This is a genomic window from Tindallia californiensis (genome assembly GCF_900107405.1).
Classification (GTDB): Bacteria; Bacillota; Clostridia; order Peptostreptococcales; family Tindalliaceae; genus Tindallia; species Tindallia californiensis.
The window spans coordinates 69594-84417 of the sequence record NZ_FNPV01000001.1 but is presented as its reverse complement, the minus strand read 5'-3'; the positions used below and the strand labels follow the sequence as shown (position 1 = coordinate 84417).

General features: G+C 36.3%; 18 protein-coding genes. 16 read left to right on the top strand and 2 right to left on the bottom strand.

Annotation, left to right across the window (positions count from 1 at the left end; genetic code table 11):
* Positions 1–3: 3 nt before the first annotated feature.
* A complete protein-coding gene (locus BLV55_RS00430) occupies positions 4–207 on the bottom strand; it encodes an indolepyruvate ferredoxin oxidoreductase subunit alpha (RefSeq protein ID WP_093309784.1) in 204 nt (67 codons plus the stop codon).
* Between the two features lie 174 nt (positions 208–381).
* Between BLV55_RS00430 and BLV55_RS00425 the strand changes: the two genes are divergently transcribed.
* Complete coding sequence (locus BLV55_RS00425; RefSeq protein WP_093309781.1) at positions 382–807, top strand: thioesterase family protein; 426 nt, start codon at positions 382–384, stop codon at positions 805–807.
* Between the two features lie 68 nt (positions 808–875).
* Here the strand turns inward: BLV55_RS00425 and BLV55_RS00420 are convergent, their stop codons facing one another.
* Positions 876–1406, bottom strand: a complete 531-nt coding sequence (locus BLV55_RS00420) for a hypothetical protein (protein ID WP_093309778.1) — start codon at positions 1404–1406, stop codon at positions 876–878.
* A 139-nt stretch (positions 1407–1545) separates the two neighbouring features.
* Here BLV55_RS00420 and lepB point away from each other — a divergent pair, with 139 nt between their 5' ends.
* From lepB to BLV55_RS00345, 15 genes are read left to right on the top strand one after another with little or no spacing between them, the layout of a single operon-like run.
* Positions 1546–2067: a signal peptidase I gene (gene lepB / locus BLV55_RS00415; RefSeq protein ID WP_093309777.1), complete on the top strand. Its 522-nt coding sequence runs from the start codon at positions 1546–1548 to the stop codon at positions 2065–2067.
* A gap of 35 nt (positions 2068–2102) precedes the next feature.
* Positions 2103–2465, top strand: a complete 363-nt coding sequence (locus BLV55_RS00410; protein ID WP_093309774.1) for a response regulator — start codon at positions 2103–2105, stop codon at positions 2463–2465.
* A gap of 23 nt (positions 2466–2488) precedes the next feature.
* The gene (locus BLV55_RS00405) at positions 2489–4162 is read left to right on the top strand and encodes a nucleoside kinase (protein WP_176968181.1); all 1674 of its coding nucleotides are present in this window, start codon (positions 2489–2491) and stop codon (positions 4160–4162) included.
* Positions 4162–5199 (top strand): tRNA epoxyqueuosine(34) reductase QueG, encoded by a 1038-nt coding sequence (gene queG / locus BLV55_RS00400; protein ID WP_093309773.1) that lies wholly within the window; start codon positions 4162–4164, stop codon positions 5197–5199. Before BLV55_RS00405 ends, queG begins: the two co-directional genes overlap by 1 nt.
* Positions 5200–5236: 37 nt before the next feature.
* Positions 5237–5518 carry a DUF503 domain-containing protein gene (locus tag BLV55_RS00395; protein WP_093309771.1) on the top strand — a complete coding sequence of 94 codons (282 nt, stop codon included), beginning with the start codon at positions 5237–5239 and terminating at the stop codon, positions 5516–5518.
* A 22-nt stretch (positions 5519–5540) separates the two neighbouring features.
* Positions 5541–6212, top strand: a complete 672-nt coding sequence (gene nth, locus BLV55_RS00390) for an endonuclease III (RefSeq protein ID WP_093309769.1) — start codon at positions 5541–5543, stop codon at positions 6210–6212.
* A complete protein-coding gene (locus BLV55_RS00385; protein WP_093309766.1) occupies positions 6209–8107 on the top strand; it encodes a cell division protein FtsA in 1899 nt (632 codons plus the stop codon). The genes nth and BLV55_RS00385 overlap by 4 nt, the downstream gene beginning before the upstream one ends.
* Positions 8108–8143: 36 nt before the next feature.
* Positions 8144–9589 (top strand): VanW family protein, encoded by a 1446-nt coding sequence (locus BLV55_RS00380; RefSeq protein ID WP_093309764.1) that lies wholly within the window; start codon positions 8144–8146, stop codon positions 9587–9589.
* Positions 9590–9628: 39 nt separating this feature from the next.
* Entirely contained in the window at positions 9629–10327 is a 699-nt protein-coding gene (locus tag BLV55_RS00375; RefSeq protein WP_093309761.1) for a DUF2225 domain-containing protein, read from the top strand.
* A complete protein-coding gene (locus BLV55_RS00370) occupies positions 10320–10859 on the top strand; it encodes a methylated-DNA--[protein]-cysteine S-methyltransferase (protein ID WP_093309759.1) in 540 nt (179 codons plus the stop codon). The genes BLV55_RS00375 and BLV55_RS00370 overlap by 8 nt, the downstream gene beginning before the upstream one ends.
* On the top strand, positions 10850–11476 hold the full coding sequence (gene cobU / locus BLV55_RS00365; protein ID WP_093309756.1) for a bifunctional adenosylcobinamide kinase/adenosylcobinamide-phosphate guanylyltransferase: 627 nt from the start codon (positions 10850–10852) through the stop codon (positions 11474–11476). Before BLV55_RS00370 ends, cobU begins: the two co-directional genes overlap by 10 nt.
* Positions 11476–12210, top strand: a complete 735-nt coding sequence (gene cobS / locus BLV55_RS00360) for an adenosylcobinamide-GDP ribazoletransferase (RefSeq protein WP_093309754.1) — start codon at positions 11476–11478, stop codon at positions 12208–12210. Before cobU ends, cobS begins: the two co-directional genes overlap by 1 nt.
* Positions 12211–12218: 8 nt before the next feature.
* Positions 12219–12845 (top strand): histidine phosphatase family protein, encoded by a 627-nt coding sequence (locus BLV55_RS00355; RefSeq protein WP_093309750.1) that lies wholly within the window; start codon positions 12219–12221, stop codon positions 12843–12845.
* Positions 12842–13783 carry an ABC transporter substrate-binding protein gene (locus BLV55_RS00350; protein ID WP_093309749.1) on the top strand — a complete coding sequence of 314 codons (942 nt, stop codon included), beginning with the start codon at positions 12842–12844 and terminating at the stop codon, positions 13781–13783. The genes BLV55_RS00355 and BLV55_RS00350 overlap by 4 nt, the downstream gene beginning before the upstream one ends.
* Before the next feature lies 1 nt (position 13784).
* Positions 13785–14822 (top strand): FecCD family ABC transporter permease, encoded by a 1038-nt coding sequence (locus BLV55_RS00345; protein ID WP_093309747.1) that lies wholly within the window; start codon positions 13785–13787, stop codon positions 14820–14822.
* Positions 14823–14824 lie beyond the last annotated feature (2 nt).

Here is a 14824-nt window from a genome sequence, read left to right as displayed (position 1 = left end):
GAGTTATTTGTATACTTCGATAGCAACGTCCGGGCAAACAGTAGCGCAAAGAGTACAACCGGTGCACTTTTCTTGATCAATGCAAGCAGCGACAAAATAACCTTTTTCGTTTGATCTAGTACTGATATCCATTATTTTCTGAGGGCAAATATCAACGCATAAACGGCAGCTTTTACAATATTTTTCCAAAACAACTGCTTTTGGCATAATAGAACCTCCTTTCGACATTCGTAGATAACTATATTCTACCATTATTCCACAATTATTAGAAGTGTTAAAATAATTTACTGATATCATAAAGAAGTTTCTTAATAATATATTGGGAAAACAGTGTATGTTTAAGATAAGCGGGTAATAATAGATAACAAAGGGGGGTTATGTATGCATGAAGATTTTACGTTAAGTGAAGGTTTAGAGTACTGTGTTCAAAAGAGGGTGGCGTATGAAGACACTACCGTTAGTTTTGGGAGAGCTGGAATTGAAACCTTGTTTTCAACAACAGCATTGGTAGGAATGATGATTGAAGCAGCGGTTGAATTAGTGGGAAAAAATGTACCAGAGGGTTTTATTACTGTGGGTAAAAAAATTGAAATAACTCATGAAAAGCCTACACTACAGGGGATGCAGGTTACGGTTAAGGCAAAGTTGGATCGAATTGATGGCAGTGCTTTGCATTTCGAAATGACTTGTTATGATGAAATTGGTGAAATTGCAAAAGGAAAGCAAGAACGGTATTTAGTGAATAAGGATGCTTTGATTAAACGTGCTCACGAAAGAGCACAAGCCTTGGAAGATTTGAACCGATAGTGCTAAAGAATGAAAATGAATAAGTAGAAGCCAGTCTGTCATTAATTATGATGTCAGGCTGGCTTATCCTATTCTTGACCTGCGATGATACGAACTAACTGTTCAGGAGTCGCACTTACTGGAACGTCGTAGGTGCCTGATTTCAAGCTAAGAGAAAGATTTAACTCTTCTGCAGCTTGAACAAAGTCGCCCGGGTTTTCAATTAAACCAGCTTCTACTAAAATATTAGCAATCCCAACTCCTGGTGTGCCGCTAGGAATATCGATAGTTACATAACTATGCGTTTCAACTGATTCAGAATCTGCTGCGTCTGTCTCCTCAGGATTGGTGGAGTCATCGCTTTGCTGATGTTCATCTTCAGGAGAGAGGTCGATAACGACAGGATCTGAATCAGGGGCAGATAATTCATCTGAGTCATCATAAGGATGATCCATCGAAACAGAATCTTCAGTAGAAGGGGGTGTCGCATTGGCGACAGAAGGTGAATCATCGAAAATAGTGTTTAAGTTCCAAAAGACTACAAATGCCATTGAAGCAGTGATTAATGTAGCTAAAAATAGATCGGAATAATCATGAATAAAGTCTTTTAACCTTTCCAAAATCTATCACACCTTTCTTTACTACTAAGTTAAGAATACCATAGAAACTCTGCAGGCACAACAATTTGGTCAACATTGCTTTCGATGCTGGCAAATGATAAAATATGTTTAGTCATAATAGCTGGATGGGGGAAGCAGGATGAAGAAAGAAATAATCGAGTGGGTAAAAACGATTGTTATATCCATTGCAATAGCTTTATTAATCACTGTTTTTATGACACCCACCATCGTGAAAAATCATTCCATGACCAATACCTTAGAAGAGAATGACTTTTTGATGATCAATAAACTGTTGTATCAGAGAAGCGCACCAAAAGAAAAAGACATCGTTGTATTTCAATCACCCTTACGAACCTCTTCCGGTGAAGAAAAATTATTGATCAAACGCATTATTGCCTTGTCGGGTGATGAGCTACTGATTCGAGATGGTGAGGTTTATGTTAACGATGTTCTTCAGCAAGAAGAGTACATAAGAGAAAACTATACGGTTGGTGAAGTGGATCTAATTATTCCAGAAGGAAAAATCTTTGTTATGGGCGACAATCGAAGCAATAGTTTGGATAGTCGAGATGGCATTCTTGGCTTGGTTTCTGAAGAAGACATAATTGGGAAAGCGTTTTTTCGTCTCTATCCCTTTGGTCGGTTTGGTTTTATTCAATAATACTATAGGGCGGATGAAGAAAGGGCGGCTATTTGATGAAAATACTCATTGTTAATGATTCGAGGTTTGAAACACTTGTTTTAGAAACGATGCTTAAGGAGTTAGGACTACAAACGAATAGTTGTGATGAATATAATGCTATAGAAAAAGCTCGAAGTGAAGCACCAGATTTAATCCTTGTTAATTTATACATGAAAGAAATAAACGGTGATGTGCTAATAGAAAAACTTAAAAAAGTATTACCTAAAGGAATCTATGTACTAACATCAAGCAATGAAAAAGAGTTAAGAACAAAAATGAAATCAAAGAATGTGACAACGATTCTAAAGACGCCGGCTTCTAAAAAGGATTTGAAAGAAATGGTGAAGAAAGTTAGCACGGATTATTTAAGTCAATGAGGACTCAATAGGAGGAGTGTAAAATGGTTTCAAACCAGCAAAATAATATGATTGAAATAACAGTAAACAATAAAAATGCTAAGAGGTTTCCCAAAGGGTCTACCCTTGAGATGATAAGCAAAGAATATCAGGATAACAGCTGTTCCCGCATTATAGCAGCGATTGTAGGGAATGAGTTGAAAGAGTTATCAGCTTCCATCGATGGAAACTGTGACATCAGGTGGGTGGATGCTTGTTCTTCAATAGGGTCAAGAATATATAAAAGAAGCCTCACGTTTGTTTTTATCAGAGCTTGTATGGAGTTATATTCTGGCTGTCAAGTTAATGTTGAACATTCTATCAATAAAGGTTTGTATTGTGAAGTAAAGTATAAAAAAGAGTTGCAAATAGAAGATTCACAAAGAATATACAACCGCATGAAAGAAATCATTGAAGAAGATGTGCCTTTTGAAAAAAGAAGGGTTTCGGTAGAAGAAGCAATAGATATTTTTAAGGACTATACCCAAATGAGTAAAGTGAAACTTTTAAAATATAGAGAAAAGCCATACATAAAACTATATCAATGTGGATGGCTTAAAAATTATTTTTATGGTTATATGGTTCCGTCTACAGGCTATCTGAAAGAATTTAATCTGCAATATTACCCTCCTGGTTTTGTGCTGCAATACCCAAGAAATGAAGAGGGCGGGAAAATTCCAGATTTCGTTGATAATCCTAAGATTTTCAAAGTTTTTCGCGAGTCAGAAAAATGGGCAGAAATTCTTCAGGTAGATTATGTGGCCAGCTTGAACGATTTGATTGTTTCGCAAAAGGAAGATGAGTATATCAGGATAGCGGAAGCACTCCACGAAAAAAAGATTGCCCAGATGGCTGATTACATTGCTGAGGATTTGAGCCATAGAAGGCTTATTTTGATAGCTGGACCTTCATCCTCTGGCAAAACTAGTCTTGCTAGAAGATTAAGTATTCAATTGCGAGTTAATGGACTAAAACCAAAATCTATCTCATTGGATGATTATTTTGTAGACAGAGAAAAAACACCATTGGATGAAAATGGCGAATACAATTTTGAAGCCATAGAAGCGATAGATCTGAACCTCTTCAACAAAGATTTAAAGAAAATACTGAGTGGAGAAATGGTTGAAATACCAACCTTTAATTTCAAAACAGGAAAACGTGAATATCGTGGTAAATCCATCCAGATAGATAAAGACCAACCTTTAATTTTAGAAGGAATTCATGCGTTAAATGATCGTTTGACAGAAAGTGTAGAACGAAACCTAAAGTTTAAGATATATATTAGTTGCTTGACTCAATTAAATATTGATGAACATAATCGGATACCGACTACAGATGCAAGGCTGATAAGAAGGATGGTAAGAGACCATCAGTTTAGAGGGAATGATGCACTAAGAACCATGTCTATGTGGCCATCTGTGCGGAGAGGTGAGGAAGCATATATATTTCCTTTCCAAGAGGATGCTGATGTAATGTTTAATTCAGCGCTATTTTATGAATTAAGTGTTTTGAAAAAATATGCAGAGCCTTTATTGAGACAGATAGACAGGGATAGTCCACAATTTCCGGAAGCAAAGAGGCTACTTAAATTCTTAAGTTATTTTGTTGTTCTTGAAAATGAAGATGATATACCTAAAACATCTATACTTCGTGAATTTATAGGAAATGGTGCTTTTTAATGCTTTTATCAGTAAAGGAACTAAAGCAAGAAGCGAAGAAAAAGAATATTATTGACATAGGCGTTATTCGGCCAAACAAATCACCTTTATTAAAAAAATTAATTGAAGATAGGCATGCTAATCAGTACCTGACAAATTTTGAAGAAATTTCTATTGATAAACGTATTGATGCGAGCTTAATAATGCCAGAGGCTAAATCGGTTATTGTAGCAGCAATGTCTTACTTCAACAAGGAAGAAACTGATGTTTCTTATAGACCTTTATTCTGCGGAAGCTTAGCTCGTTTTTCCAGAGGCACGGATTATCATCGTGTACTAAAAATGAGATTAAGTCAGCTGATGGAGTCTATACCATTCAAGGAAGAACCATATCATTGGCTTGTGTATGCAGATACGGGACCTTTAGTAGACCGTCACTTGGCGGCGGAAGCTGGTCTTGGATATTTTGGGAGAAATAATTGTTTTTTTCATTCTGAATATGGATCATACATTGTGATTGGATATGTAGTAACATCGTTAGAATTTTTTGAAGAAGATTATCGATCAATGCCTTACTTAAAGTGCAATGAATGTGGCAAATGTCAGCGTGCATGTCCGGTCAACGCGATAACTACTCCTTTCGTAATAAACAATCAGCGATGTCTCGCTAATCAGCTACAGCAAAAAGGAGTCATGGATAGTGTCAGTATGAAAAAATCAGGCACCATGCTTTATGGTTGTGATATTTGTCAAGACGTTTGTCCAAATAATAAAGGAATAAGAGAAACATCTGAAAAGATGTTTTATAATAACTTTGAATTGGCATGGATTAATTTAGAAGAATTATTAAATATGAATAATAAAGAGTTTAAGAAACGGTATGAATCTATGGCTTTTGCTTGGAGAGGGTTAAGGGTGATGAAACGCAATGCGTTAAAATCTTTAGGCAACATGGGGAATCCTATGGCGATACCTATCATAGAACCCTTTGTTGATGACGAGAGAGAAGATATAAATAACGCAGCTAAATGGGCATTGAAACAACTAACGCTTGCATAAAGTGCAATTATTTTATTGAATAGGAGTCGAGAAAATAATGAAAGTAGGGATATGCACTTTTAATATCATGATGTATGAAGGAAGTTCCTTAAAAGAGAAACGGATGATTGTTAAAAGTGTGATAGAAAGAATAAAAAGTCGATACAATGTCTCTATTGCAGAAATAGCAGATCAAGATAAATGGAGACTTGCAACCATAGGTTTTTGTTGTATTAGTAATAACAAAAGACATGTAGAGAAAACCATTCAAGAAGTCCTTCGTTTTTTGGAGAAGGATGGGAGAGGGGAACTAATCAATATTGATATGGAAGTAATTTAGCACAGGTTAATGGAGGGATCTTTTGGTAAAGAATAAAGTGAGAAAGAATAACGCAAAAAATTGTGAAATAATATTGGACCAACTTGCTAAAGAATATCCTTCGGCGAAAAGCGAACTCGACTTCACCACTCCTTTTGAATGCTTGATTGCTACGATGCTTTCTGCTCAGTGTACAGATCAGCGGGTTAATATGGTGACAAAAGAACTATTTGCAAAATACAAAAATCCGAAGGACTATTTGAATACAAATGCTGGTCAATTAGAAAAACTAATTAAAAGTTGCAATTACTACAAGACTAAAAGTAAGCATATTATTGAAGCATGTAAAATATTAGTTGAAAAGCATGATGGAACTGTTCCTAACAGTCGTGATACATTAATGGAATTACCAGGAGTAGGTAGGAAAACAGCGAATGTCGTTCTTAGTAATGCTTTTGGTCTGCCAGCAATAGCTGTGGATACACATGTTTTTCGTGTTTCTAATCGAATTGGTATTATTGAGGCTAAGGATCCCCTTAAAGCAGAAGAACAGTTAATGCAAGTCATTAAAAAAAACAGATGGTCAGATGCACATCACTGGTTAATACTACATGGCAGAAGAGTTTGTAAAGCTCGGAAGCCTTCTTGTGAAAAATGCATTGTTTCTGAATGGTGTGTATATTATCAAAAAATTAATGATGGTGGTGCACAATGAAGATGAAATTAAATAAAAATGAAATGGCGCTGGCATTAGATATTGGCACCAGAAGTGTCGTTGGTTTGCTGGGTTCACTGGAGGATCAGAAGCTTGTTGTTCATCATTCGGTTGTTATTTTTCACGAAAACCGTGCAATGTTTGATGGCCAAATTCATGATATTGAAGAAGTGGCAAAAGTCATTAAAAAAGTAAAAGAAAAACTGGAAGCAGAATGTGGTTATGAACTTAAAGATGCGACTATTGCAGCAGCAGGAAGAGCTTTGCTTACAGAATCTGTTACCGTGGATTTAGGGCTGGGTTATCTGCAAGATATAAAACGGAGTCATATACAACAAATTGAATTAAAGGCATTACAGGAGGCTGAAAGACAACTGGAAAAATCTAATACTGGTGACTTAAGATACTTTTGTGTTGGACACTCCATCATTCAATACTATTTAGATGGTGCATTAATTAAGAACCCTCTTAATCATAAAGGAAAAATGCTTTCGGTGCACTTGATTGCTACGTTCTTACCGAAATTAGTTGTAGACAGTCTTTATGCCTCTGTCACTGGCGCGGGGCTTGAAGTGGATTATATGACCTTGGAACCAATTGCAGCTATTGAAGTTGCTGTACCGGAAAATGCTCGTTTATTAAATATAGCGCTTGTTGATATTGGAGCTGGAACATCTGATATTGCGATTACTAAAGATGGCAGTATACATGCTTATGCTATGACGGATGTCGCTGGTGATGAGTTGACGGAATATCTTGCACGAGAAAAAATGCTGGACTTTGATAGTGCAGAAAGTATAAAATGTCAGATATCGACTGCAGAAAAACTGGATTATGAGGATATTTTAGGGATTAAACATGAAGAAACATCAGACGAGTTAATAGAAACAATTAGCCCAGCGATGAAGTCGATAGCTACTCAGATTTCAGAGTCAATCATTCAACATAATGGTAAAATGCCCAGTGCTGTTTTTTTAATTGGGGGAGGAAGCAGAATGAAGGGCCTGCCTAAAATGATTAGCCAAGCCCTAGAGCTGCCTGAAGAGAGAGTTTCTGTCAGAAATATATCTACGATTCAGCAGCTATTGTATCATCCTCAGGATTCAATAGGACCTGAAGGGATTACGCCAATAGGAATCCTTAAAAAGGCGTTAATGAAAAGGCATAATGATTTTATTGAAATTACAATTAATGGCCGTTCAATTAAACTTTTTCAAACTAGAAAATTATTTATTCGAGATGGACTTGCGGCTCTTCAGTATGATCCTCACCTTCTTATACCTAAAAAAGGAGAATCGATACATATTATCGTTAATGGTGAAGAACGAGAGTTTTATGGCGAATATGGTGAGCCTGCCATCATAACTAAAAATCAGGAAGTGGCTAGTTTGGAGACTGAACTTTTGAACGGAGATGAAGTAATGGTTCAGCCTGCAACGACTGGTTCAAGTGCAACTATGATGCTATATGATATACTGAATGATGATTATCAGCATAACACACTAAAACATAATGGGGAATTTACAGAGGTGAACTGCAGGCTAAGTAATGGAGATGAGGTTAGCTATAAAACCTTGAATCATACCATTAAAGATACGAATGAAGTAGCAGAGAAAGAAGAGGAAGATTTACCTAAGAATAAGAAATCAATAACCTTTGATGATTCTGATGATCATGATACTGATCAGAAAAATATCATAGAAATTAAATATAATGGTAATCCCTTAACGATTACAACCCCAAAAGACAATTTGATTTTTGTCGATTTATTCGATTATATTGATTTTGATAGATCTAAAGTACAAGGTGAATTGATTTTAAGGCATAATGGACAACCAGCGGAGTATATATCACCAATCAGGACAAAGGATGAAGTGTGGATATACTGGGCGTAGTAAGAGGCGTTATATTTAAGGTGAGGGGTCGAAAGCATGAATATATCAGAAAAACAAAAAAAAATACTTGTCGGAATTTTCATAGGATTAGGCTGTGTAATAATAGCGGCTATAATGCTTGGAGGCGGATATGCTTACTGGATAACAAATCAAGCAAACATTCACCCAAACGTCTATATTCAAGGTGTTAATGTCGGTGGAATGCTTCCTGATGAAGCCACTTTGCGTCTTGAAAATGAAATGAAGAATAAGTTGGATGAAAAAGAATTAACGCTAATGCTTGGTGACAAGAGCTGGTCCTATCCGCTGGAATCAATTGGGTATAACTATGATTATGATAAGGCAATTAATAAAGCATGGAATCTGGGAAGATATGGAAATATAATTCAGAATGCGATGAAAGTACGACGTCTTCAAGAAAGGCCTTACTATATAGAGCTTGAAAATTGTTTCGAAAAAGATTTAATTGATAAGGTTCTAGATGAATTAGAAAATGAACTTAACTTTGAAGGAAAAGCAGCAACATTAGAAAGAGCTTCCGGAGAATTTGTGATAATAGCTGAGATAGAAGGAAAAAAACTTAGAAAAGAAGAAAGTCGAGAAACAATCATTGATGCGCTTGAAGATGGAGCGCTAAGCCCTTTGGAAATAAGCGTTGATACGATAAGTGTATACCCAACAAAAGCAGATTTAAAGTTGATCGATGGAGTAATTGGAGAGTTTAGCACGCGTTTTAATGCAGGCGTTGTTGGTAGAACAGCAAATCTTAAGCTTGGGGCTCAAAGCATCGATGGAACGTTATTGTTGCCAGACGAAGAATTTTCGTTTAACAAAGCAACTGGTCCACGAAGTGCGGCAGCCGGATATCGAGAAGCTCCGGTAATTGTTCAAGGAGAGCTTGTACCAGGAATTGGTGGTGGTATCTGTCAGGTTTCAACTACGTTATATAACGCTGCAATCAGATCCAATCTGCCTATTGTTGAAAGACGCAACCATTCCTTGCCTGTCAGCTATGTCAACTTAGGCCATGATGCAACGGTTTCTTATGGAGCTATTGATCTAAAGTTTAAGAATCATTATGATTATCCAATATACATCGAAAGCTATATCCAAGGAAATAGAATATTTGTTAACGTATATGGGAATGAAAGTTCGAAAATACAAAGGATTGATCTTGCTTCGCATGTTACAGAAGTAATCGAAGCACCTATCGAGGAAAAGCAAGATGAAGAATTATATGAAGGTGAAATAATCGTCGAACAAGAACCTAAAAGAGGCTATCGGGTAGTGACGTATAAAATATATTATGAAAATGGTAGAGAAATCAAAAGAGAAGAGATATCCAGAGATTATTATCGGCCTGTTAAAGGGATAAAACTTGTAGGTGTTAAGCCAAGACCTTTACATGAACAATTTGAGCAGCATGAATTAATTGAATACATTCACAGTCAGTATCAGAGTGAATCAGAAATAGAAATGTAAGACTGATAAAACACATGACAAATGGTGTAGGAGGGTGTAATGGATCAATATTTATTTGATAAAAACCTTGATTGTCCGGTATGTGCAAATAATTTCACTACTAAAAAACCTCGATTAAGAAAGATTCCTGTTGATAAAAAAGATACGGATTTTCATATATGGTATAAAGAAATAAATCCGGTTTATTATAATGTGTGGGTTTGTTCAAACTGTGGCTTTAGTGCTACGGAGAGTGAGTTTAAAAAACTTTCAAAGGAAGAAAAAACAATTATATTGAAAAACATAAGCCTTAAGTGGAATAAAAGGGATTTTAGTGGTGTAAGAACAATCGAAATGGCGCTAGAGTCACATAAATTAGCACTGATCATTGGGCAGATGCTTAATAAATCAAAAGGGTATTTAGGCAGTTTGTGCCTTCGGATAGCATGGTTATATAGGGAGGCTGACAATGCAGATCAGGAAAATATATATTTGAAAAGTGCTCTTGAACATTTAGAAAATGCATATACAAACGAAGCTTTTCCGGTAGCAGGGCTTGATGAAGTTTCACTCTCTTATTTGATTGGAGAATTAAAACGTTTGAATGGAGATCCTCAAAATGCGATTTTCTGGTTTAGTAGAGCCTTAGACCATCCAGATATTAAGTATAAAAGAATGATTCAGTTAAAGGCGAGGGAACAATGGCAACTGGCAAGGGACGCTTATAAAAAGAAAAAAGGAGACACACTGGATGGATAAAAAAGTGGTGTTTAGGTATAACATAAAAGATTTCAACTTTTATATAGAAGCATCTCATACTGGACTTACAAGATTACAGATACTTCCTGTAAACGATGAAAAACCAATATCCAACACCTTTGACAGCAAAAAGAGCAATCTAAAGAATATTCATGCTATTATTCAAAAGACGGTTGAACAACTAGAAAAATATCTGAATGGTTCACTTAAAGAATTTGACATTCCAGTAGATCCTAAAGGAACGAACTTTCAAAAAAAAGTTTGGAATGTTTTAAGAGAGATTCCTTTTGGTAACGTGTTTTCTTATAAAGCGGTGGCTGAACTGATGAATCATCCTAGCGCTTACAGAGCTGTTGGTATGGCTAACAATAAAAATCCAATACAAATTATTATTCCTTGTCATAGAGTAGTTGGTATGAATAATCATTTAACAGGTTTTGGGAGTGGCATTGATGTAAAGAAAAAATTATTAATATCAGAAGGACATAGGATAAATTCGAAGATGGTACTGGAGGATAATATATGGACTTAAATAAACCGTGCATAAGCCTTGTGATAGGTGGGACAAGAAGTGGAAAAAGCAAATTTGGTGAGACGTTAGTATCGAGTTATGGCAAAAAAATTTTGTATGTAGCAACATCAGCGGTACTAGATCCTGAAATGAGCGAGCGAGTCCGACGGCATAAGCAGGATCGGCCAAGTGATTGGATAACTTTAGAGACATATCGTGACTTTGATCAGAACCTTCCACCATATGGAGACAAAGTGGAAGGCATTTTTGTGGATTGTATAACGTTAATGATCACAAGGTTAATGATGGAAAAAAAAGATATAAACTGGGATGATATTACTCAGGAGGAATTAATCAAGGCAGAGGAAGACATACATAATGAAATAGATAAACTGCTAATATCTCTTAAAAAGATAGGTAAACCATCCGTTTTAATAACGAATGAAGTAGGGTGTGGCATAGTTCCTGAACATAGAATGGCAAGAGATTTTCGAGATATTGCTGGAAGGATTAATCAAAAGATTGCAAAAGATGTAATGGATGTTTATTGGGTTGTAGCTGGAATACCGGTAAAGATTAAAAGCTCTGATTCTTCCACAGATAGCGGCAAGACAATAGATGTTTATGGAGGAGTATAATGAAACATATCATGCAGGCAATAACATTTCTAACAACACTTCCGTTTACTGATCACACAGAGTGGAAGGATTCTGATTATAAAAACATGGCTTTTTTTCCTTTAGCAGGTATGGCGATAGGAGGCCTCTTGTGTCTCACTGATTGGTTGCTCTACCCTTATCTATCTACCTCGGTACTTGCTGTGATTTTACTATCAATCAATTTTCTTTTAACAGGAGGAATTCATATTGATGGGCTAGCTGATACAGCAGATGGCTATTTTTCTGGAAAAAAGAAAAAGGATATTTTAGAGATTATGAAGGACAGTCGTCTGGGTACTCATGGCGTAGTGTGCATTATATTAGTTTGCTTGATGAAATTCACGTTACTTGTAGCGATACCCGCATCAATAAGATTGTGGACAATTTTCTTGATGCCCATATTTGGAAGATTATCCTTGGTGCTAGGTGCTTATCGATCTACCTATGCTAGAGAATCCGGGCTGGGACATTTTTACATTGGCAGAATAACGGTGAAAGAAGTTGCAATAGCAATGGTGATTTCGCTATCGATGGTTTGTTTTTTACCAATAGCAGGGAGTTTTTTAGCGCCTTTATGGATGATAACCATATTATTTAAACGTTTATTGGAAAAAAAAATTGGTGGCATGACAGGAGATACGCTTGGAGCGCTTCTGGAATTAACAGAAACTCTTTTCTTATTATGGATTGTTGTAATCTTTGGTGGAAGGTAGGTATTTAGATGGATCTTATTATGGTGAGGCACGGAGAAACGGAAGACAATGTTAAACGGAAGATGAGTGGCTGGACAGATACACCTCTGAGCTTGAACGGTATTCGTCAAGCCCATATTGTTGCCCAAAGGTTGAAGAACTTACCGATTGATAGAGTGCTTTCCAGTGATTTAAATCGTGCTGTTAAAACAGCGGAAATTATTGCACAACACCAGTCAAAAGAAATCCCTCATGAAAAAATCATGGGGTTTCGAGAGATGAATTTTGGCAATCTAGAACAGTTAAGTATGCAAGAAATTGAACAGCGTCACAATCAAGAGTACAAAAAAATTTATACAGAAGATAAGTATACGTTTCCTGAAGGTGAAAACTTAAATACGTTTCATAAAAGAGTGATTGATACCTTGATTGCTTATTTACACAGAAATAGAAAAGATGAAAATATGTTAATTGTAGCACATTCAGGAACCATTAGATGCATGCTTACACACTTGGTCATCGGGAATATTGATGGGCATTGGCGCTTCGCTGTTGATCATTGTGGGATCACAGTATTAAAAAATGTTTTAGAATATCCATATATTGAAAAACTAAATGATACTTGTCATTTTGATTATCAGGAGGGGCAGGAATGAAGAAATTTGCTAGAAATCATTACCGGTATTTGCTGGTTGTTTGCTTGCTTGTTATTTCATTGATAGTAAGCGCTTGTGGTGATGGTGATAAAGAACTAATGCTAGAAGATACATCCTTAGACCATAAAATGGAAACTGATAGCGATTTACAACGGATCATTTCGTTATCACCTAGTCAAACTGAAAATCTATTTGCTCTAGGGTTAGATGATTCAGTGATCGGAGTTTCTGATTATTGTGATTATCCACAAGAAGTTTCTGAAAAAGAAAAGCTAGGAAGTTCATGGACCATAAATGTCGAAAGAATTATTGAACTAAGGCCGGATATTGTTTTTGTTTATGGAGAGTCTCATAAAGAGGCATTGGAACTGATGAGAGATCTAAACATAAAAGTTGTTAACGTAGAGCCTGAAAATGTAGAAGAAGTTTTTGACTCACTTATTAAAACTGGTGAACTAACAGGCAAAAGCAATGAAGCATATGAAATTGTAAGAGCATTAAGAGCTGAAAAGAGAAAAATTATAAAAAGAGTTAATGAGTTAGAACCTATCCCGGTATTCTATCAGGTTTGGGATGAACCTCTCCAAACAGCAGGTCCAGAGTCTTTTATTCATGAATTAATAACATTAGCAGGCGGTTATAATATTGCGCAAAATACAGAAGGTGCTTATCCTATGTATAGTGTTGAAGCATTAATTGAACAAAATCCTGAAATATACTTTATGCCACCCCATGTGGCTGATTTTGAGAATATGAGTGAAGAAATAGCGAATTCATTAAAAGCAGAAGTGAGAAATCGACCTGGCTATGACCAGATTAAAGCTGTTCAAAATGATCGTATAGAGCTATTAGAGCCCAACATTGTGTCAAGACCAGGTGTTCGTGTGATTGAAGGACTCAAGATCTTTGCATCCGCTATGCATCCAGAGGAGTTTTAAGATGAAGTTGCTATCGGCAAAAAGCTATTTTTATTTGATGATACCGATGGCAGGACTAGCCATTATTACAGCATCATCCATCGGAGCTGCCAATATTTCGATTTTAGAAGGTTTTCAAATAGTTATGGCCCATGTTCCGTACATCAAGGATTTTGTCAATATCGATCATATATCTGATGCGGCTACATCTATTATTATTTTTGTTCGTTTGCCAAGAGTATTGTTAGCTTTCCTAGTTGGATTAGGTTTATCAGTTGTTGGAGTCTCTATGCAAGGAATGTTAAGAAATCCGTTAGCAGATCCATATATTATAGGTACTTCTTCAGGGGCAGCTTTAGGTGCTTCATTGGCAATTGTGTTGAAATTGAATCATACATTTATAGGATTTGGAATGGTTTCGGTTTTTGCATTTTTAGGAGCTCTATTATCTACGGGCATTGTTTATCAGTTAGCACGTCGTTCGGGCAAAGTTCCTACCACCACCTTGCTGTTAGCAGGCATTGCAACGGGGCAATTTTTTAGTGCAGCGTTGTCATTTATAATGGTCATTGCATCTCGCGATGTTTCAACCATTGTTTACTGGACAATGGGAAGTTTTTCAGCTAGAGGATGGCATCATGTAAGCCTTGTTATTGTTCCTATGGTCTTGGGAACTTTTTTTCTTATTTTTCATTCGAAAGACCTGAACCTATTGCTAATTGGTGAGGAAACTGCTCAAAATACAGGAGTGAATGTCGAAAAAGTGAAGATTAGCATACTCATTATTAGTACGCTAATAACTGCTTTTGCAGTTTCTGTTAGTGGTATTATTGGTTTTGTTGGCTTGATAATACCTCATATAACAAGGGTGCTAATTGGACCTAACCATAGGGTTTTGATACCTGCGTGTGGTTTGTTAGGTGGGATTTTTTTGGTGACAGCCGATACTTTTTCGCGCACAATCATAGCACCAACAGAGTTGCCAGTAGGGATCATAACGGCTTTAGCGGGAGCACCTTTTTTTGTTTACTTGTTAAGAAAAGCAAGAAAAATAGAATAGGA